We start from the raw sequence: 19,870 nt of genomic DNA on the forward strand, positions 1-19,870 counted from the left end.
GGGAGAAGATCGGGGTTCTGTATGGGAATCCGGAGACGACTCCTGGTGGTCGGGCGCTCAAGTTCTATGCGAGCGTGCGGATGGAGGTTCGTCGTAAGGGTGATGTGAAGGTTGGGGCCGAGAAGGTCGGTAACCGCACCAGGGTGAAGGTGACCAAGAACAAGGTTGCTCCTCCGTTCCGTGAGGCGGAGGTGGAGATCATGTTCGGTCGGGGTATCGACAAGTTGGGTGACCTGATCAACATCGCTACCGACCTGGATGTGGTGCAGAAGAGCGGTAGTTGGTACTCGTACGGTGAGGAGCGCCTGGGCCAGGGTAAGGAGAAGGCGGCGGAGGCGCTGACCGAACGACCGGAGCTGATACCCGAGATACGCCAGAAGGTGATCGAAGCCATCAGGGCCGGCGCGGAGGGCACAGCGCGGCGTACGAAGGTCGGCGCCACGGGTGAGGACGAATGAGCGCCCTCCTTTGGCTCCTGCTGGTCGTCGCGGCCGGCGCCGGCGGTTTCGGGCTCGGAACTGCGCTCAAGCGCCGGGCCGATCAGGGCGTGCTGGAGCAGGCGCGAGCCGAGGCAGCGCGCATCCGCCAGCAGGCTGAGGTCGAGGCGAAGCGGGTCGTCGACCGGGCCGAGAACGAAGCCCGCGAGGTCGTGAACGCGGAGAGGAAGCGACTCGCCCAGGAGGAAGACCGGCTGCGCCAGCAGCTCAAGGCCGACGCCGAACGGCAGCAGCAGGTCGCCCAGGCCGAGATCACCCGCAGCCGCGAGGAGCTCGAGCGCGCCAGGGAGGACCTGCGGGAAGCTCGTGAGGAGCTCAAGCGAGACCGCGACAAGGTCGAGCAGCTCGAGGAAAGGCTCAACCGGCGGGGTGAACAGCAGGATGCCCGGGCGCTGCGGCTCGACGAGACCGAGGAGAAATTGAACGCGCGCGGCGACGAGCTGCGCGCTCGCGAAGATGCGCTCGGTGAGAGGGAGGCCCAGGTCGAGGCCGAACTGCACCAGGTCGCGATGCTCAGCAAGGAGCAGGCCACCGAGATGATCCTCGGCCGGCTCGAGAAGGAGCTGGAGCGGGAGAAGGCGGTACGGGTACGGGCCGCTCTGGACAAAGCCGACGCCGAGGCGAAGCGCAGGAGCTTCGACGTGATCGCCCAGGCGATCCAACGCAGCGCGTCCGAGGTGTCCGCCGCGATCGCGGTGTCGGTAGTGCCCATCCCCAGCGACAACATGAAGGGGCGCATCATCGGCCGCGAAGGCCGCAACATCAGGGCCTTCGAGAGCCTGACCGGCGTCGACCTGATCATCGACGACACGCCGGAGGCCGTGCTGCTCTCCTCCTTCAACCCGATCCGGCGGGAGGTCGCCATGATCGCCCTCACCGAGTTGGTCGCCGACGGCAGGATCCACCCTGCCCGCATCGAAGAGGTCGTCCAGAAGGCGCAGCAGGAGATGCAGGGCTACATCCGCGAGAAGGGTGATGAGGCCGCGCTCGAGGCCAACGTGGTCGGTATAAAGGCCGGCCTCGTCCAACTACTCGGGCGGATGCACTTCCGCACCTCGTACGGCCAGAACGTCCTCAAACACTCGGTGCAGGTGGCCCACCTCTCCGGCATCATCGCCTCGGAACTGGGCCTCGACGAGGCGCTCGCCCGCCGCGCCGGTCTGCTCCACGATGTCGGCAAATCGATAGACCGCGAGATCGAGGGTACCCACACCGAGATCGGCGCCAACCTGGGCCGCCGCTTCGGCGAGCCTCGCGAGGTCATCGACGCCATCGCCCACCACCACGACCTCGACCAGGCCGAGACCCTCTACCCGGTGATAGTCCAGTCGGCAGATGCCATCTCGGCGGCCAGGCCCGGGGCCAGGCGAGAGACGCTGGAGAGCTACCTCAAGCGCCTCGAGGGGCTGGAGAACATCGCTACCTCATTCCCCGGCGTCGAGAAGAGCTATGCCATCCAGGCGGGTCGAGAGATCCGCATCATTGTCGAGCCCGACAAGATCGATGACGCTTCGGCGGTGCTGCTGGCCCGGGACATCGCCAACCGCATAGAGCAGGACATGGAGTACCCGGGACAGGTACAGGTGACGGTCGTGCGCGAGTCGCGCGCCGTCGAGTACGCACGCTAGCAGCAGGGCGCCGGCGCGGGCCGGGGCAGCGGAAGCGAAGAACGAGGCAGGGCCCTTCATCGAGGTGTGGAGGGCCCTCCGCTGTCGTTCCGGATCCGCGACCTTGACAAGCAAAATGCGTGTATATACACTTCGACCTCATGAGTCCGGACGCGGCGATCGTAGTTCAGGGGCTGACGAAGTCGTTCCGCAAGGTCGAGGTGCTCGAAGGGATCGATCTGACCGTCGAACGCGGTAAGATGCTGGCCCTGTTGGGTCCGAACGGCGCCGGTAAGACGACGATCGTGAGGATCCTCTCGACCCTGCTGAAGCCCGACTCCGGAACGGCGAGCGTCAACGGCTTCGACGTCGTCAAGGACGCAGGGAAGGTACGGAGCACCATCGGTCTCACCGGTCAGTACGCCGCCGTCGACGAACTCCTCTCCGGCCGACGCAACCTCGAGATGATGGGACGGCTCTACCACCTGAGCATCCGGGACAGCAGGCGCCGCGCTGAAGAGCTCCTCTCGCAGTTCGACCTCGCAGATGCTGCCGAAAGGCCCGTCAAGACCTACTCCGGTGGCATGAGACGACGACTGGACCTGGCGGCTAGCCTGGTCGCCGTGCCCCCCGTCGTGTTCCTCGACGAACCCACGACCGGTCTGGACCCGCGGAGCCGGCTCGCCATGTGGGAGGTGATCGGAAGGCTGATGGAGTTCGGCGTCACGATCCTCCTCACGACCCAATACCTGGAGGAGGCGGACAGGCTCGCCGATCGGATAGCGGTCCTCGACCGCGGGAAGATAATCGCCGAGGGCACCGGCGACCAGCTGAAGGCCCAGTTCGGTTCGGAGCGGGTAGAGATGGTCGTCGCCGCCGACAGCGACTTCGAACTGGCACACCGCATCATCTGCGCACAGGGGGGCGAAGTCTCGGCCTCGACGGAGGAACGTCGCGTGAGCGTGGCTACCGACGGCAGCGTCCGAGCGGTGAAGCGGATCCTCGATCCCCTTTACGATGCCGGCATCGAGCTCGATCGCCTGTCGGTCCACAAACCGACTCTCGATGATGTGTTCCTCCACCTGACAGGCCGGCAGGCGAGCAGTCAGAACCCGCAACAGGACAGGACTCATGCTGCAGCGGAGTGACGTGAACCCCGAGATCGCGATGGGGGCGGGTGACCGGAGCGAGGTAACCGCGGCGCACCACTCCCGACTCTTCTGGGCGTTCTCCGATACCTGGGTCCTCATCCTGCGGAGTCTCGAGCACATCTTCCGGCATATCGATCAGCTACTTGGGCTCACTATCCAGCCGATAATGTTCCTGCTCCTCTTCCGCTACGTCTTCGGAGGGGCGATCGAGACCGGCGGCGTCGAGTACGTGAACTTCCTGGTGGCCGGGATCCTCGTGCAGATGGCGGCATTCGGCGCTACGACGACCTCCTACTCGGTAGCAACTGACCTCACCAAGGGGATCATCGACCGCTTCAAATCGCTGCCGATGACCAGCTCCGCGGTGTTGACCGGCCACGTCGTCGCGGACCTGGTGCGCAATACCCTCTCCTCGGTCATCATGATCGTCGTCGCTCTGTTCGTCGGTTTTCGGCCCGTCGCCTCGCTTCTCGACTGGCTCGTGATACTGGGTATCCTCCTTCTGTTCACGCTCGCGATATCGTGGCTGTCGGCGATCCTGGCGCTCCTGGCGAAGAGCGTCGAGTCGGTGCAGTGGATGACGTTCCTGATCATCTTCCCGCTCACCTTCGCCAGCGCCGCCTTCGTCCCAACCGACACCATGCCTTACGCGCTACGGGTGTTCGCCGAGAACCAGCCGGTCACTCACGTAATCGAGGCGATCCGGGCGTTGATGATCGGTGCTCCCGTCGGTGACCACCTCTGGCTGTCCGCGCTCTGGTCGGTCACCATAACCATCGTCGCTGTACCGGTTGCCGGCTACCTCTTCCGCCACGGCACGTTGTCGCGCTGAGGCGGCGCTGACCTTGGGTATACTCTGCGGTGGTCCGCCGCCGCGGATCACCCGGTTCCGATGTTGTCTTGCGAGGTACTGATGCAGCAGCCGCCGATATCGTCACGCCCCCACCTCCCCTTACTGATGTGATAGGCGAACGCGTCAAGCTCTTCACCGGTACAGCCACGCCCGACCTGGCCAGAGCTGTTGCCAAACATCTCGGTCAGGAGTTGAGCCACGGCGTGGTGTCGCAGTTCCCCGACGGTGAGACGCGCATCCAGATCGAGGAGTCGATACGCGGTTCCGACTGCTACATCATCCAGTCGACCTGCAACCCGGTCAACCACAACATCATGGAGTTGCTGGTCCTCATCGATGCCCTCCGGCGCGCCTCTGCCTGGCGGATCAACGCGGTCATCCCCTATTTCGGCTACGCCCGTCAGGACAAGAAGGTCCAGGCCCGGGAACCGGTGACGGCGAAGCTGGTGGCCAACATGCTGGAAACGGCCGGCATCGACAGGGTGATAACGGTCGACCTGCACGCCGGCCAGATCCAGGGTTTCTTCGACGTCCCCGTCGACCACCTCACGGCGCTCGATATCCTGGCCGACCACCTGGCAACGATCGGCCTGGATGGTCATGTGGTCGTCTCTCCCGACATCGGCCGCGCTACCGAGGCGAGGCGCCTGGCCAATACTCTGAACCTGCCCCTGGCCATGCTGTACAAGCGACGCACTTCACCCACCGAGACAGAGGTGACCCACGTCATCGGCGAGGTTTCCGGGATGCGTCCCATCCTAGTCGACGACATGATCTCGACGGCCGGCACGATGAGCCGCGGCATAGACGCGCTGCTACGGTTGGGTGCGATACCCGAGGTCACGGTGGCCGCCACTCACGCGGTCTTCACGCCACCGGCGCTCGAACGGCTCTCGGTCGAACCGATAAAGAAGGTCTGCGTCACCGACACCATCCCTTTCGTCGGCGACTTCGACCGGATCGAGGTCCTCTCGGTCGCCCCGTTGCTCGCCAAGGCGATACGGAACGTGCACGAACACGAGTCGGTGAGTTCGCTCTTCAGGAACTGAGCGACCGCGGGAGAGGGCCGGCAGCCTTTCCGAGGTCTGCTGGACACGACGGGGCGCCACCTAGTATGCTTTCCCGTTGGTAACGTCGACTGCACGAGTCGGGTCGCCGCAACGGTGGGGAAGCCGCTCCGTACAGGTGACCACACAGGAGGAACGATGAAACTCTCAGCCCAGAAACGCGACGGCCAGGACGCCCGCAGCCTGAGGCGCGCCGGCCAGCTGCCGGGCATCATGTACAACAAGCAGGTGAACGTGCCGGTGAGCATGGACCGGCGGGAGTTCGACAAGGTCTTCCGCAGCCAGGGAACCTCGCATGTGATCGACCTGGACATCGACGGGAAGAGCCACGAGGTGCTGGTCAAGGCGGTGCAGATGCACAAGCGGCGCCGCGAGCCGCAGCACGTCGACTTCTACGCCGTCACGGCCGGCCAGGAAGTCGACGTCTACGTCCACCTGGACTTCGTGGGCACGCCGGTTGGCGTCCGCGAGGGAGGCCAGTTGGACGTTCAGCGCCGCGAGGTGCAGATCCGGATCCTGCCGCGCCACATCCCTGAGAAGGTCGAGGTGGACGTGACCGGGCTCGAGATCAACCACTCGATCCACGTCGCCGACGTCGTCGCCCTGCTCCCCAAGCAAGCGACTCTGCTGACCGATCCGGAACTGACCGTGATCACCGTCCTCCCGCCCAAGCTGGTGGAAGAGGAGGAGACCGTGGCTGCCGAAGAGGCCGAAGCGGAGCCCGAAGTCATCGGCCGCGACGAGGACGAGGAAGAGGAAGCCGAGGAGTAACCGCTCGGGCCGATACCGGAACGAGAGTAGAAGCGAAGAGCGCGCGGCGGTGGTAACCATCCACCGCCGTCGTTCATGAGGCAGGAGGAGGCCCTTGAAGCTGATAGCCGGACTGGGCAACCCGGGCATCCGCTACGGGAACACCCGTCACAACATGGGCTACCTCGTCGTCGACGAGCTCGCCCGACGTCACGACCTCCGCTTCCGCAAGGGACGCCTGGGGGACTCGTGCCGACTCGGTCAGGTCACCCTCTTCAAACCGTCGACCTACATGAACTCTTCCGGCACGGCGGTTCAGAGCGCCCTGACCTCGGTTGGAGCGCAACCGGGCGAGCTGTTGGTGGTCCACGACGATCTCGACATGCCGTTGGGCAGGCTCAGGTTCAAACGCGGAGGGGGCGCCGGCGGTCAGAGGGGCGTCCAGGACGTAATAGCCCTGGTCGGACCGGAGTTCTGGCGACTGAAACTGGGTATCTCGCGGCCCCCTACGGGTTGGAAGACCGAGAACTGGGTGCTGAGCCGCTTCCGCCCCGAGGAGGCCGAGCTACTGAGCCGGGTCGTAATCGCCGCTGCCACCGCCCTCGACCAGGCCCTCGAACAGGGTATCGAGTCTGCCATGAACGACACCAACGGACTCGATCTCGCGCTGGAGAGCCAGTAGTCGGGTGTCGAGGTCGACCTGCCGGCTCGACCAGCCGCCGGGCAACTGCCTGAGTATCGCCTGACCGTCGTAGTCCGCGTCCAGCGGACCCGTCACCCTGGTGGCGAAACGCCGCGCCGAGTCGCCGCGCAGCCGGTCTCCCAGTTGCAGGTAGCCCATGTCCAGCAACCGCTCCTGACCCGCTTCCGAAAGGAAGGTGTCGACGAACGAGACGAGCGGCCGCAGGACCTCCGAATCCGCTCCCGCGGCTCCTGCAGCCACGTAGAGGAAGAGCGGCCTGAGGAAAGGCCAGCGAGTCAACACCGACCCTGTCGAGTCGGGGTCGACGCAACCGTCGCCGTTGTCGATGGGCACCGCCCTAAGTCCCGATCCCGCCAGTTCCAGCTGAGGTCGGCCGAAGAACGAAACAGCAGCGGGGTGCGAAGCGGTAAGCTGCGCCAGCCTGCGGTCATCCTCACTGGGGAAGTAGTCGGTTCTCATGGTCGTGTCCGAGCCGAGCACCTTTCGCTTCCAGTAGTCGTAGGTCCCGCTCGCCACCCCGGGTGCGTAGAAAGCTATCTCCTGATCGGGCCATTCGCTTCTGAGGTCGGACCACGTTTCCACCTGTTCGGGTCCGCCGCTCCAGAGCCGCCGCACCTCGGCTACGGTCAGGCACTCCACCCACTCGTTGTCTTCAGGCACGACCAGGACGACGGCGTCGAGCGCCACCGGGAACACCAGGTACTCGACCCCGTTCTCGCGGCAGGCCCGCTCCTCATCGTCCGTGGCCAGCCTGCTGGCCCCGACGATCTCGATCGCGCCCTTGCAGAAGAGCTCGAATCCGCCTCCGGTGCCCGCGAAGCTCGCTTCGATGTGGCCGGCGGGCAACGCCTCGCTCAGCTGAGCCGCGAACTCGGCAGAAGCTGGATAGAGGGTGGAAGAACCGCCTACCCGCAGATCCTGAGCGCTAACGTAGGCGAGCGAGTAGAACGCCAGTAGCGCAGCTCCGATCCTGCCAACCGCCCCCATGAGGCAAGGGTAGCGAGGCGTGAGGGCCTATCCGGGGCGAGCGTCACCGGAGTCGGGCCGGCCGGCAGGCAGAAGAGGGCCGGTTTCGCTACAGAACTAGCCCAGGCGCTCGAGACTGCGGCGCAGACCATCGATCACGTTCTGCGCTTCGGCCAGTCTGCGCCGCTCCTCCTCGACGACGTCGGCGGGTGCCTTCTCGACGAAGCCCGGGTTGCCCAGCTTCCGCTGGCTCTTCGATACCTGGCCCTCGAGGTCAGCGAGGCGTTTCTCCTGACGCGCCCGCCACTCCTCCACGTCGACGAGACCCGCCAGCGGCATCTGGATCTCCAAGCTCGCCAGGGGCTGCACGAGAGCGGCGCCGGACGCCGGCTCGGTCAGGAGCTCTGCTCGAGCGACGCTCTCGAATACTTCGCGGTTCGCCGCGAGCACCGACGCGCCCTCGCCCGTGGCGTGGATCGGCACCACCTGAGCCGGCTGCAGATTGGCCTCGCTGCGTAGGTTGCGAACCGCTCCGACCGCCTCCTGGAGCAGCCCGAAGTCGCGTTCGGCGTCCTCGTCCCGTAACTCTTCGTTCGCCTGCGGCCAGCTCGCCAGGGCTATCTGTTCGTCGTGGCCCAGAGTCTCCCACAATTCGCTGGTGATGAACGGGACGAGCGGGTGCAGGAGCCGCAGCAGTGCTTCCAGCGCGTGGCGCAGCGTCCAGCGGCTGCGAGCGTCGCCTTCCTTCAGTGCCGGCTTGCTCGCCTCGAGATACCAGTCGCAGAACTCGGACCAAACGAACTCGTAGGCGGCGCGGTTCGCCAGACCGAGGTCGAATGCCTCCAGGTGCCTGGTCATCTCCTCGGTCGCCCTCTGCAGCCGGCTCAGGATCCAGCGATCGGCCAGCCGCTGCGGGGGACCGGGGTCCTCTGCCCCCGCCAGGTTCATGAGGGCGAATCGGGTAGCGTTCCACAGCTTGTTGTTGAAGTTGCGGCCCATCTCCACACGGCGCTCGTCCCACCTGATGTCCTGGCCGCCGGTGGAGGCGCGGGTGGTGGCGAAGCGAAGAGCATCGGCGCCGTACTGCTCGATCACATCGAGTGGATCGATGCCGTTCCCCTTCGACTTCGACATCTTCTGCCCCTCGGCGTCCAGCACCAGACCGTGCAGCATGATGTGGCGGAAAGGTGCCTCGCCGGTGAAGTGGTAACCGGCCAGCTGCATCTTGGTGACCCAGAAGAAGAGGATGTCGTAGCCGGTCACCAGTACCGAGGTCGGGTAGAACTTGCGGTAGAAGGGGTCTTCCACGTCGGGCCAGCCGAGCGTGGAGAAGGGCCAGAGGTTCGAGGAGAACCAGGTGTCGAAGACGTCGGGATCCTGGGTGAGCGACTTGCCCGCGTTCTCGGGCAGGTCGGGCGGGTCGGTGTAGGGGTCGTCGCGGCTGGGGACGTAGACGTTCTCCTCCTCGTCGTACCAGGCCGGGATCTGGTGCCCCCACCAGAGTTGCCGCGAGATGTTCCAGTCGCGCAAGTTCCCCAGCCAATCCCGGTTGACCTTCTCGTAGCGCTCGGGATGGAGCCGCATCTCGCCCCGGTCGAGCCCCTCGAGCACCTCGGGCGCGACCTCGCCCATCCGGAAGAACCACTGGGTGCTGAGGATCGGCTCGACCGGCTCCTTGGTCCGTTCTGAGAGGCCGATGGGGATGGTGTAATCACGCTCCTCGACGAGGGTCTGCTCGAGCCTCAGCGCATCTACCACCGCTTCCCGCGCTTCGAAGCGGTCGAGGCCCCGGAACTGCTCGGGAACCAGGTCGCCGCTCAGTCTGGCGTCGAGGTCGATCACACTGGGCCGGGCGAGGCCATGCCTCTCCCCTATCTCGAAGTCGGTCGGGTCGTGAGCGGGCGTGATCTTCAGGGCCCCGGTGCCGAACTCCATCTCGACCGCCTCATCGGCGATGATCGGGACCCACCGGTCGGTGAGCGGAATCCTGACCTTCATGCCCACGAGCGGGCGGTAGCGGTCGTCGTCCGGATGTACCGCGACCGCCTGGTCGGCGAAGATGGTCTCGGGCCGCACCGTGGCGATGAGTATCTGCCCCTCGCCTTCGAACTGGTAGGCCAGGGTGTAGAGCTTGCCCGGGCGGTCCTCCCGGTCCACCTCCAGATCGCTCAGGGTAGTCTGGCTCACCGGGTCCCAGTTGACGATCCGCTCTCCCCGGTAGACGAGCCCCTGGTGATAGAGCTCGACGAACTGCTTGCGCACCGCTTTCGAGAGACCTTCGTCCATCGTGAAGCGGGTACGGGTCCAGTCGGCAGAGATGCCCAGGCGCTGCAGCTGCCGGATGATGATGTCGCCATAGGTTTGCTTCCACCGCCAGACACGCTCGACGAACTCGTCGCGGCCCAGCTCCTGCCGACTCGTTCCCTCGGCGCGCAACGCCTTCTCCACCTGCACCTGGGTGCTGATCCCGGCATGGTCGGTGCCCGGCTGGAAGAGCGCCTCGTAGCCCTGCATCCGCTTGAAGCGGATGAGGGTGTCGATGATGGCGTTGTCGAAGGCGTGGCCCAGGTGGAGGTTGCCTGTCACGTTGGGAGGCGGGATGACGATGGTGAACGGTTCCCGGTCGCTATGGGGATCAGCGGTGAAGGGCTCCTGGGCCCAGTACCTGACCCACTTGTCCTCGACCGCGGTCGGGTCGTAACGACTAGCCAACTCTCGCTTCATCGCCGTGTCGGCGTTCCCAGCCATGAGAAAACCTCCTCCGCCGGAAGCCGTTCGAGGCTCCCAATCTGCGGACGAGGCCAGTTGCCCCGCGGTACCACCGCAGTTCCCCTCTCGTACATGCGAGGGGCACTCGTTAGGTCGCGCTCTCGGGGCGACTGCCGGAGGTTCTACTCGAAGCTCCGCTTGCAGCGGGGCTCCTTTCTTCCTCGTTGCGCGCGGGGCTCCGCGCGCCGGGCGACGTTCACCGGCTTTTCTCCGCCTCGGCTCTCAGCGCGCCACCAGGGCTCTCTTCGGAGAAAGGAGTCGGCTACTCTTCCCGCTTCGCAGACCAGCTGGCCGGCGAATAGGCAGAGTCTAGCAGGGGCCAGAGGGCAGAGCAAGACGGTGCGGATGGCCAAGAACCCGGGTGTAAGGGCCAGTGCAGAGCGGGCTCGAGCGCCCGGTTGACGCGCAGGCCAGCGGCAACCACCAGCGCGTCGATGACCGCCGAGAGGAGGGCAGAAACCGCGAGACCCACCAGGGGCAGCCGCATAGGCTCCAGCCCGTGCTTCCAGGCGGCGGCGTAGACGACGGCGAAGGGAGCAGCCGGAGGCCCCTGCCAGTTGCGGCGCGGAGCCTTCGAGATTCGCCTGCCACTCGTGCTCCTGGCTCGCGTGGCCAGCGACCGGCGAGTCAAGCCACTGACCGAGGCGACAGGTCGTGAAGGACCTGCTAGACCACAGGCAGACTCATCATCGATTGCACGCTCAGCCGTCCGGCCATCGCCCTGGCGGCGCGTCGCAGCTCGAGCGCGCTGGGGTTGTCGGGCTGGCTCATCACCAGCGGCATGCCGCCGTCGCCCGACTCGCGGAGCGCTCTGGTGATCGGTATCTGGCCCAGAAGCGCGAGCTTCTCCTTCTCCGCGAAGGCCGCGGCCCCGCCCTCGCCGAAGATCGGGTCGCGGGTTCCGTCGGGAAGCTGGTAGTAGCTCATGTTCTCGACCACGCCGAGAACCGGCACGTGGGTCTTGCGCAGCATCGTGTAGGCGCGGCGGACGTCCATCAAAGCCACATCCTGCGGCGTAGTCACGAGAACGGCGCCGCTAACCGTCACCAGTTGCGCCAGCGAGAGCTGCACGTCGCCGGTGCCGGGCGGCAGGTCGACGACCAGGTAGTCGAGGTCCCCCCAGACCGTCTGCTTGAGCATCTGGGTGAGGGTGCCGTGGAGGATAGGTCCGCGCCAGGTGAGCGCCTGGCCATCCTCGACGAGGTTGGCGATGGAGATCAGCTTCACCCCGTGGTTGCGTAGCGGGATGATGTTCTTCTCGTCGTCGGCCATCAGTCGCTTGCCTTCGACGCCGAACATCCGCGCCTGGCTGGGGCCGTAGATGTCTGCGTCGAGCAGGCCCACGGACGCACCCTCGAGCACCAGCGAGGCGGCCAGGTTGGCGGCGACGGTCGACTTGCCCACGCCGCCTTTGCCGGAACCGACCGCGACGATGTTGCGCACGCCAGGCAACGCCTCCTGCTCGCTACCCCGCACCTGCGAGCCGAAGGTGAGCTCCACCGCCGCGACACCCTCGAGCGGTTCGACAGCGCGACGCACATCGGCCTCGATCTTGCCCTTCATGGGACACGCAGGAGTGGTCAGGTTTATCTTCAGCGAGACGCGGCCGTCCTGTGCCGAAACTTTCTCGACCATCCCCAGGCTGACCAGATCCTGGTGGAGCTCCGGATCGTGGACGCTCTTGAGCGCCTCGAGAACTCGATCTTCCAAGGGGGTACTCATCGATTCCAGAGTAGCAAGGTATGGATTATGGCGGCAACTGGCGGTGAGGCGGGACCGAAACTACCGGCGAACGGCATCACCGCCGCGACGGTGTCCTCGAACGGGGATCAGCTGCGCGAGGAACCGGTGTCGGCGCCTGCGCGAGGCCGGGATATACTCGGGCGCGTGAGATCGCGACCGTACCGGCGAGTTGGGCTCGATCGCCGTGGCCGCCGGGGAGGGCAGGAGTGAACGGTCCCGACCGTTACAGGACGCTGGCCGGAAGAGCGACCGATGCGGCCGATGGCGGTCAGCTCGGATGCCTGGAAGGGGTGGATCCGGTCACCGGTCTACCGGTCCTCATCTACGACTTCGACGGCGAGCCTCTCGCGGCTCCCGGTGTGATCGACTCGCCCAACATCCCGAAGATACTCTGGAGCGGTACCGACGGCGAACGCGGGCGGATCGTCGCCGCACTCTCGCCCGGATGGCAGCGACTCTCCGATTCCGCCGGACCTCTCACCATAGACCGCCTGCTCGACGCGGCCCGAGCGCTTCGCGACGCCGCTTCCGCCGGGGTCGTGCACGGCCAGCTGGCACCGGACCGGCTGCTGCTCGTCGATGGCCGTTTGCAGATCGAGGGCTTCGGAGTGCCGTGGCGTCCGCGAAACGGCCCCTACCGGGCTCCCGAGGTCACCGACGCAGGTACCCCTGAAGGGGACGTCTACTCGCTTGCCCGGACGGTAGGAACGCTGGGCTTCGCACCCGCCGACGAGACCGTGAACGCACTGCTCGAGCAGTGCATGGCCAGCGACTCTACCGTCCGGCCGAGCGCCGAGGAGCTCTACCTGGCGCTGACCGCACTCCTCCCCGTGCCGGCAACCGGCGGCGCCCAGAGACGCGGGGCGCCCGGACGGGCCGGAGCGACCAGCCACCGCACAGCGGCGGCGAGTTCGACGCCCGGCGTGGCGGGCGACGCCGCCCCGACCGCAGCCCCGAAAGAGCCGAGGAACAGCGGCACAGCCGAGAACGCTGGGGAGCTTCCCACTGATCGGCCGAGGCCACCGGCGGTGTCGACGGGACCGGAGACCGCACGGGCACCGCTGCCGCTCCCATCCGAACAGGAGGAGACCCGCGACAAGCGGGTGAGCCTCACACTGCTCGGAGCACTGATGGCGGCCGTTATCCTCCTCGCCATGCTGGCGCTCTACGGTCCCCGCGGATCGGCACCGGCCGCACCCCAGCCCATGGAGGACATCGTCTACGTAGTCGAGGTCGAGGTCGAGCCCACCGACCTCCCCCCGGTAGCTATCCACGTCATCCAGGCGCCGGAGGGCTCCGCGTACGCGAGGAGCGACGTGATCGGCACTGCTCCGCGTCACCTTGCACTCGATCGGCCCGGTACCTGGGCGTTCCAGGGTAGCCTCGACGGTCGAGTGTCCGAGATCGTCGAGATCGAGGTTCCCGAGGAACGGAACGTCACCCTGGTCATGCCGCAGGCGCCTGGGGGCTGAGGGCAGCAGAGAATCGGAGAGTATGAAACACGTAATCGTCGTCGACTACGGCTCGCAGTACACCCGGCTCATCACCCGCCGACTACGGGCCCTCGGTTCATTCAGCCTCATCGTCACCCCCGAAGAACTGGAGGGCGCGCTCGCTGACGCCCCCGCCGCGGTAGTCCTCTCGGGCGGCCCCGGCAGCGTCTACAGCTCGGAACTCAACCGCCTGCCGCAGAACCTGCTCGAGGGTGACTTCGCGGTGCTCGGCATCTGCTACGGGATGCAGCTGTTGGCCAGCAGCCTCGGCGGTCAGGTCGAGGCGAGCAGCGTGCGGGAGTACGGCAAGGCGGAGCTTTCGGGGTGCGACGGCCGCCTCTTCGAAGGCGTGGAAGGCGAGTTCGTAGCATGGATGAGTCACGGCGACTCCGTGAGCGTGCCTCCGCCCGGGTTCAGGGTGACGGCTTCCAGCCGCGACACCGAGGTGGCCGCCATGGAGAGCGAGGATGGCCGCTACTTCGGATTGCAGTTCCACCCCGAGGTGATGCACACGCCGAAGGGCCAGGAGCTCCTAGAACGCTTCCTCGACCTGGCCGGGGTGGACCGCAGCTGGACACCTGAGAACGTCGTGAACGGCCTCACCGAGGAGGTCCGTGACCGGGTCGGCGACGACAAGGTGCTCCTCGCCATCTCCGGTGGCGTCGACTCCAGCACGCTCGGTCTGCTGCTCAACCGCGCCCTGGGCGAGAGGCTCTTCGCGGTTTTCGTCGACCACGGCCTACTCAGGATGGGTGAGGCAGATGAGGTGGAGCGGGCGCTGCGAGCGCTGGGCGTCAACCTGACAGTGGTCGACGCTTCGGATCGATTCCTGGGCGCGCTCGAAGGCGTCGCCGACCCGGAAGAGAAGCGCAAGATCATCGGCCGCGAGTTCATCGAGGTCTTCACCCGCGAGGCCCGCAGGCTACAGGAGGAGCAGGGCGAGATCCGCTTCCTGGCGCAGGGCACCCTCTATCCCGACGTCATAGAGTCGGCCGGGGGGCATGGCGCCGCCAACATCAAGTCGCATCACAACGTGGGTGGCCTGCCGCCCGACCTCGAGTTCGAGCTGCTCGAGCCGTTCAACACCCTCTTCAAGGACGAGGTCCGAGAGGTCGCCGCCATGCTGGGACTGCCGCCGGCACTGAGGGACCGCCACCCGTTCCCCGGCCCCGGCTTGGCCATCCGCTGCCTGGGCCCGGTGAGTCGCGAACGGATCGAGGTTCTCAGGCGTGTGGACGACATCTTCATCGGAGCGCTTCGCGAGTTCGGGCTCTACGACTCGACATGGCAGGCCCTGGCGGTGCTCACTCCGTTGCGCTCGGTAGGCGTGATGGGCGACGGGCGCACCTACGCCAACACGGTCGCCCTCCGGGCGGTTTCGAGCGCGGACGGCATGACCGCCGACTGGACCCGCTTCCCCGACGACTTCCTGGCCACCGTTTCGAATCGGATCGTCAACAGCGTGCCCGAGGTCAACCGGGTGGTGTACGACATCACCTCGAAGCCACCCGGCACGATCGAGTGGGAGTAGCAGTTGTTATCATCCGGCGATGGGTCAATGGCTGATCAAGAGTGAACCGGGAGCCTTCTCCTTCGACGATCTGCTGAAGGCGAAGGATCGTACGACGGTCTGGGACGGAGTTCGCAACTACCAGGCGCGGAACTTCATCCGGGACGGCATGAAGGTGGGGGACAAGGTCCTCTACTACCACTCCAGCACCGCCCAGCCGGGCGTAGTAGGCATAGCGGAGGTCGCTTCGGAGCCCTATGCGGACCCTAGCCAGTTCGATCCGAAGAGCCGCTACTTCGATCCTAAGTCGACGCCGGAGCAGCCCCGCTGGTTCACCGTCGACGTTCGCGGTGTGGAACCGCTGCCACGAACGGTGACCCTGGCCGAGATGAAGGAGGAGTCGTCGCTCGCCGGCCTCAAACTGGTGCAGAGGGGCAGCCGGCTGAGCGTCATGCCGGTGAGCGGACCGGAGTACCGGAAGATCTTGGCGATGGCCCGGAAAGAGGCGCCGGCGGCAGGCTGACTGAGAACGCTGGCCCAAGCCGGCCCGCGACCGCGAGGACCCTGAGTCGAGCCCGTTCCGACCCGGCATAAGTAGCGGGAAGTACGTGCACCGCGTCATCTTTCACGTTCCTGCCGGTCATCGGTGGTAGATTGAGGCATGTTGAACGAACGGCGATCCCGGATACTGGACCTGGTCGCCGAGACGTATATCAACTCGGCGCACCCGGTGCCCTCCTCTCAGGTCGCGGAGCGGCTGAACCTGAGCAGCGCGACCATCCGCAACGAGTTCACGGCCCTCGAACAGGAGGGGTACCTGCAGCAGCCGCACACCTCGGCCGGCAGGATCCCCACCTCCCTGGGTTTCCGCGCCTACACCCGGGCCCTGCTGCCACCGGAGAGCCCCGCTCCGGCACAGCTGCGGCTCATCGAGGAGCGTCTGAGCGGCAAACATGGCGACGCTCTCTTCGAAGCGATCGCTCTCCTCGCTGCCGATCTCTCCGGTTACGCCGTCGTCGTGAGCCTCCCCGCCGACGATTCCCTCCACGCCATCGAGATCCATCTCTCGGCCCTCTCGTCGACGAGGCTCCTGGCCGTGGTGGTACTGGAGAACGGCCTGGTGCGCCAGCTCGTCGTCGACCTCGATCCGACGCCCGATGACCACGTGATCAGCGATGCCGAGAGCAATCTGAGACGCCTTACCGTCCCCGTCGGCGAGATGCCCGCGGCCCTCGCCGCTCTGGCCAAGCGGGAGGTCGAAGAGCAGGCCCGCACGCTGAAGGCATTGGCCGAAGCGTGGCCCGAGATGAATCCTCCGCGGCTCTTCTCGGGCGGACTGCGCAATCTCCTCGCGGAGCCGGAATCGCGCGACCCCGAGTTCTTGCGACTCGTCGTGGAAAGGGTCGAGTCGCCGGCCCAGGAGTGGCTCGGGGGCGGCCTGGAACTCGATCACGAGGAGGCTACCGCTCAGATCCGCGCACGGCTCGGTATGGGCAGGGGTCATGCCGGGCTTACGGTCGTGGGCCCGGCGCGGATGCGTTACCGCGAGGCGCTGAGGATTGCCAGAGGCATCGCCGAGACGCTTTCGGCCGGCCCGGGTAGTTTCTCTCACAACTGAGCTTTCTTCCCGTCTGCGGCGCTCTTCTCCGAGGATTTTTCACACGCCGGAGATGGCTCGAAACCTATCCTGAAGCCCATGCCGCCGCCTCTCGGAGGCTGCGTGGCGGAGATGGGACGCTTCATGGAGATGTGGACGAAAGTGTGGAGCGGCGCCGGGGGAACCCGTGCCGAATGAGGTCTTCCTGCGCACCCGCGCCGGCCTCAGCACCATGGTCTCGTCCCGTGCGGCCGACCGGATACTCGAAGGTGCGTTGAAGGGCAGCGGCCACAACCCCGACGACGTCAACCAGTCGCAGATGCGCAGCGCGCTACTGGGCCCGGTGTTGCACGAGTTGGAAACCGTTCTGCCGCGAGACGGCCTCAAGCGCAACCTCGAGCGGCTCGCGAAGAGCCTGAAGGACGAGGTGGAGACCGCCAGAGCACTGCTCACCGGCTCCATCCCCGCCGACCTCAGCCTGGATGCAGTGCCTTCGGCGCACACGGAGGACCTCGCCGGGCGGCCGGCCGGACCTGAAGCTCACGCGGCGGAACCGCAGGCGGCCGGACCTGAAGCTCAGGCGGCGGAACCGCAGGCAGGCGGCTCGGAAGCTTACGCGGCCGAACCGCAGGCGAACGAGGAACCGCTGACGGCGAGAGTGCCGGAGGGCCCCTTCGAGGCCTATGCCGGGCCGCCAGCCGCAACGAAGGCGAGCGCTGCGCAGAGAGAGAGGATCACCCCTCGCCTGCTCCGCAGGTTGGCTGATGACGAGCTCGACGGTGCGCTTACCCGGTTCGCGCTCATAGACAACGTCCGGCTCGTGGCCGCAGTCAGAGCCGACGGCTCGGTACCCGCCTCCCGTGGCGAAGGACTGGATCTGGAACTGCTCTCACGACTCAGTCGACTCTCGCTCGCACTCCTGGCCAAGGGCGGGGAGCTCCGCTCCATCCACCTGGGACACTCCCTCGGCCAACTACTCCTGTTTCCCATAGGTCCCGACCTGCTGATCGTCTACGGCGGTTCGGAACTGAATCTCGGCTCAGTGATGACCGCTTTCACAGCGCTCGCGCTGGAGGAGGAACTATGAAGCCCGCCCTACGCCATCTGCTAGTTTGCGCGCTGCTGCTCGTCGCCGGAATCGGCGCGCAGGCGCAAGGCGATGAGGTCCTCGAGCGCTACGGCCTGTCGCTCGTCAACCTCAGTGAGAGCGTCAGACTGCTCGACAGCGACGTCGCCGCCAGCCGAGACGAACTCGACAGCGCCGCCGGAGCCCTCCGCTTCCTCGCGACGGAAGCCGGCAATCCCAGCCTGATCCCCGCGCTAGAAAGGGTGTTCGAACGTGCCCGCACGGCCATAGCGAACCGCTCCGCCACCGACCTCGCCGTTCAGAACGCCCTCATCCGCGGGGGGTTCCAACGGGCCGTGTTCGACTCGGCACTGGCACGGCTGGGCAGTGAACCGGCCGTCGCCCGGGCCCGCCTGCAGCGGCTCGCGGCCGACCTCGGCTTCACCGAGGAGACGAGCGCCGGCATCGCCGAGTCGACGAGCGCCGGTGAGGTGCGCAGGCTGTTCGAGGCGGCGCTGGCCAGCAGTGTGGGCCGGAAGCTCGAAACCGCCCAGGCTCAGTACCAGGAGAGCCAGGACGCTGCCTACCGCACCCTGGCTGGTGCCTACGGCGACTTCCTGCTCATCCAGGATTCACCCCGCGCCCCGATGCAGTTCAACGAGCAGTTCGCCGCCGCGGCGACCAGCCTCGTCGAGAACCGGAGCGAGGAACTCGCCACCTCGTTGACCTCGCTCGTCGAAGGCTTCCAGCAGCTCGCCCAGGCAGCCAGCGCACAGCCTGTGGAAGGAGCGCCCAGCGGCGGCCAGCCGGTTGCCCAGGCAGGCCAGCAGGAAACCGAGGGACCGGCGGCTCAGAGCGGCGCAGCGGCAGAGGTCGGCACGAACCAGCAGAGCGCCGCCGCCCAGCCAGGCACCGAGGGACAGCAGGTCCCGGCTGCCCAGGCCGAGAGCGCCACCGCGGAACCGAAGTCGACCGAAGTGGCAGAGATGCCCGCCGTCTCCCTGGGCCAGGTGCAGGCGAACCAGGCAGCACCGGCGACGGAGCAACCGCAAGGCGAGGCTGGCGAAGGCGCTTCGCAGCAGACTCCGGCCCAAGAAGAAGCGACCACGCCCGAAGAGCCTGAAGCCGGCCTCCAGCCGCTGCGGGTAGAACTGATCGCCACCGGGGTGCCTCCTTCGATGGCGGCCGAGGTTGCGGCCCGACTCGACGGGCGCGGCGTCACCTCCCTCTCCGCGGCGCTCGACGGCCTCTACGCGCAGGCGGGCCGGGTCGTAGCGGCCGTGCAGGCCGGTGAAGCGAGCACCGCCAGGAGCGCGCTCGAGACCTTCTCCACGGCCTACGAGACCCGGCTGCAGCCGGCCCTCGAACTGATCTCGCCCGCTGTCGACGACCGGGTCGCCGGCCTCGTGGAGTCGCTCGCTTCCGTTCCCGTCCTGCGCGCTCAGGACACCCTCGTGCTCCTCGGCCAGGTCGACGCCATCGCCGATCTGCTCGCAGGCGAACCCTCCTCCAACGTGCAGATCATCAATACCGAGGCGACGAAGATGTGGGCCGGCTGGATTCGGGTAGCCGCCCTCATCGTCCTCGCCCTGCTGGCGGTCGTACCGCTCTACCTGCTCAACCTGGCCTTCGGTGGCGGCAACCGCAACTGGCAACTCATCGGCGTCGCGCTCTTCCTCCTGCTCCTGCCGGTCATCTACGAAGGTCTCGCCTCGGTGGGCGCCGTGGCCGCCCACTACAGCGGCATCGACGAACTGGGCATCCTGCTCGGTTTCTCCATGTTCCACAACCCGATTGCCCAAGTTGTCTGGGTAGCAATCACCGCAGCAGCCATAGGCTTCGCGGTGGCGGGCCTATACGGTATATGCGTTCAGTTCGGGCTCCTGGGCGGTCGACGGGGCACGGTCAGCGACTCTCAGACACTCCGCTCTACTGCCGTCGTGCCCGATGCCGACACGGTCGTGGACTGGGACGAGGAGTTCTGATCGAGGATGGCTCGGCAGCGCCGTCCGTGATCGGTTGACGGACTGCGGCGGTGATCCGGTCCCGGCTTCACCGCCCTTCCGTCTACCGTCCGGCAAGTAGTGAATGCGAGGAG

Annotated in this window: 16 protein-coding genes; 13 read left to right on the plus strand and 3 right to left on the minus strand. The window is 66.5% G+C overall.

What is annotated here, in order from left to right:
• The 7 genes from VF168_11515 to pth all read left to right on the plus strand — a co-directional run.
• Positions 1 to 458, plus strand: a 458-nt coding sequence (locus tag VF168_11515) for a DNA recombination/repair protein RecA (GenBank protein HEX7004801.1), incomplete at its 5' end; no start/stop codon positions are given.
• Positions 455 to 2,125 (plus strand): ribonuclease Y, encoded by a 1,671-nt coding sequence (gene rny / locus VF168_11520; GenBank protein HEX7004802.1) that lies wholly within the window; start codon positions 455 to 457, stop codon positions 2,123 to 2,125. The genes VF168_11515 and rny, both read left to right, overlap by 4 nt.
• A 140-nt stretch (positions 2,126 to 2,265) precedes the next feature.
• Positions 2,266 to 3,252: an ATP-binding cassette domain-containing protein gene (locus tag VF168_11525; GenBank protein HEX7004803.1), complete on the plus strand. Its 987-nt coding sequence runs from the start codon at positions 2,266 to 2,268 to the stop codon at positions 3,250 to 3,252.
• Positions 3,236 to 4,087: an ABC transporter permease gene (locus VF168_11530; GenBank protein ID HEX7004804.1), complete on the plus strand. Its 852-nt coding sequence runs from the start codon at positions 3,236 to 3,238 to the stop codon at positions 4,085 to 4,087. Before VF168_11525 ends, VF168_11530 begins: the two co-directional genes overlap by 17 nt.
• A gap of 128 nt (positions 4,088 to 4,215) precedes the next feature.
• Positions 4,216 to 5,157, plus strand: coding sequence for a ribose-phosphate pyrophosphokinase (locus VF168_11535; GenBank protein HEX7004805.1), 942 nt, complete (start codon positions 4,216 to 4,218; stop codon positions 5,155 to 5,157).
• A gap of 156 nt (positions 5,158 to 5,313) precedes the next feature.
• A complete protein-coding gene (locus tag VF168_11540) occupies positions 5,314 to 5,946 on the plus strand; it encodes a 50S ribosomal protein L25 (protein HEX7004806.1) in 633 nt (210 codons plus the stop codon).
• A 94-nt stretch (positions 5,947 to 6,040) separates the two neighbouring features.
• Positions 6,041 to 6,607: an aminoacyl-tRNA hydrolase gene (gene pth / locus VF168_11545; protein HEX7004807.1), complete on the plus strand. Its 567-nt coding sequence runs from the start codon at positions 6,041 to 6,043 to the stop codon at positions 6,605 to 6,607.
• Here the strand turns inward: pth and VF168_11550 are convergent.
• From VF168_11550 to VF168_11560, 3 genes are all read right to left on the minus strand, one after another.
• Positions 6,491 to 7,615 (minus strand): substrate-binding domain-containing protein, encoded by a 1,125-nt coding sequence (locus tag VF168_11550; protein HEX7004808.1) that lies wholly within the window; start codon positions 7,613 to 7,615, stop codon positions 6,491 to 6,493. The two genes, pth and VF168_11550, sit on opposite strands and share 117 nt — an antisense overlap.
• 96 nt (positions 7,616 to 7,711) lie before the next feature.
• On the minus strand, positions 7,712 to 10,342 hold the full coding sequence (locus VF168_11555; GenBank protein ID HEX7004809.1) for a valine--tRNA ligase: 2,631 nt from the start codon (positions 10,340 to 10,342) through the stop codon (positions 7,712 to 7,714).
• 687 nt (positions 10,343 to 11,029) lie between these two features.
• Positions 11,030 to 12,085 carry an Mrp/NBP35 family ATP-binding protein gene (locus VF168_11560; GenBank protein HEX7004810.1) on the minus strand — a complete coding sequence of 352 codons (1,056 nt, stop codon included), beginning with the start codon at positions 12,083 to 12,085 and terminating at the stop codon, positions 11,030 to 11,032.
• A gap of 227 nt (positions 12,086 to 12,312) precedes the next feature.
• Here VF168_11560 and VF168_11565 point away from each other — a divergent pair, with 227 nt between their 5' ends.
• The 6 genes from VF168_11565 (at position 12,313) to VF168_11590 (ending at position 19,757) form a co-directional block, all read left to right on the plus strand.
• On the plus strand, positions 12,313 to 13,578 hold the full coding sequence (locus tag VF168_11565) for a hypothetical protein (GenBank protein HEX7004811.1): 1,266 nt from the start codon (positions 12,313 to 12,315) through the stop codon (positions 13,576 to 13,578).
• Positions 13,579 to 13,600: 22 nt separating this feature from the next.
• The gene (gene guaA, locus VF168_11570; GenBank protein ID HEX7004812.1) at positions 13,601 to 15,130 is read left to right on the plus strand and encodes a glutamine-hydrolyzing GMP synthase; all 1,530 of its coding nucleotides are present in this window, start codon (positions 13,601 to 13,603) and stop codon (positions 15,128 to 15,130) included.
• 19 nt (positions 15,131 to 15,149) lie between these two features.
• Complete coding sequence (locus tag VF168_11575) at positions 15,150 to 15,632, plus strand: EVE domain-containing protein (GenBank protein ID HEX7004813.1); 483 nt, start codon at positions 15,150 to 15,152, stop codon at positions 15,630 to 15,632.
• A gap of 138 nt (positions 15,633 to 15,770) precedes the next feature.
• Positions 15,771 to 16,727, plus strand: coding sequence for a hypothetical protein (locus VF168_11580; protein ID HEX7004814.1), 957 nt, complete (start codon positions 15,771 to 15,773; stop codon positions 16,725 to 16,727).
• Between the two features lie 166 nt (positions 16,728 to 16,893).
• Positions 16,894 to 17,793: a hypothetical protein gene (locus VF168_11585; GenBank protein ID HEX7004815.1), complete on the plus strand. Its 900-nt coding sequence runs from the start codon at positions 16,894 to 16,896 to the stop codon at positions 17,791 to 17,793.
• The gene (locus VF168_11590; protein HEX7004816.1) at positions 17,790 to 19,757 is read left to right on the plus strand and encodes a hypothetical protein; all 1,968 of its coding nucleotides are present in this window, start codon (positions 17,790 to 17,792) and stop codon (positions 19,755 to 19,757) included. Before VF168_11585 ends, VF168_11590 begins: the two co-directional genes overlap by 4 nt.
• The last annotated feature ends 113 nt before the right edge of the window (positions 19,758 to 19,870 follow it).

The sequence above is a fragment of the Trueperaceae bacterium genome, assembly GCA_036381595.1.
GTDB lineage: Bacteria > Deinococcota > Deinococci > Deinococcales > Trueperaceae > DASVCN01.

What these genes read in the sequence shown, in the direction of transcription:
- rny (HEX7004802.1), top strand. Translation starts at nt 455, where the DNA reads ATGAGCGCCCTCCTTTGGCTCCTGCTGGTCGTCGCGGCCGGCGCCGGC.
- VF168_11525 (HEX7004803.1), top strand. Translation starts at nt 2,266, where the DNA reads ATGAGTCCGGACGCGGCGATCGTAGTTCAGGGGCTGACGAAGTCGTTC.
- VF168_11530 (HEX7004804.1), top strand. Translation starts at nt 3,236, where the DNA reads ATGCTGCAGCGGAGTGACGTGAACCCCGAGATCGCGATGGGGGCGGGT.
- VF168_11540 (HEX7004806.1), top strand. Translation starts at nt 5,314, where the DNA reads ATGAAACTCTCAGCCCAGAAACGCGACGGCCAGGACGCCCGCAGCCTG.
- VF168_11550 (HEX7004808.1), bottom strand. Translation starts at nt 7,615, where the DNA reads ATGGGGGCGGTTGGCAGGATCGGAGCTGCGCTACTGGCGTTCTACTCG.
- VF168_11555 (HEX7004809.1), bottom strand. Translation starts at nt 10,342, where the DNA reads ATGGCTGGGAACGCCGACACGGCGATGAAGCGAGAGTTGGCTAGTCGT.
- VF168_11560 (HEX7004810.1), bottom strand. Translation starts at nt 12,085, where the DNA reads ATGAGTACCCCCTTGGAAGATCGAGTTCTCGAGGCGCTCAAGAGCGTC.
- guaA (HEX7004812.1), top strand. Translation starts at nt 13,601, where the DNA reads ATGAAACACGTAATCGTCGTCGACTACGGCTCGCAGTACACCCGGCTC.
- VF168_11575 (HEX7004813.1), top strand. Translation starts at nt 15,150, where the DNA reads ATGGGTCAATGGCTGATCAAGAGTGAACCGGGAGCCTTCTCCTTCGAC.
- VF168_11580 (HEX7004814.1), top strand. Translation starts at nt 15,771, where the DNA reads ATGTTGAACGAACGGCGATCCCGGATACTGGACCTGGTCGCCGAGACG.
- VF168_11590 (HEX7004816.1), top strand. Translation starts at nt 17,790, where the DNA reads ATGAAGCCCGCCCTACGCCATCTGCTAGTTTGCGCGCTGCTGCTCGTC.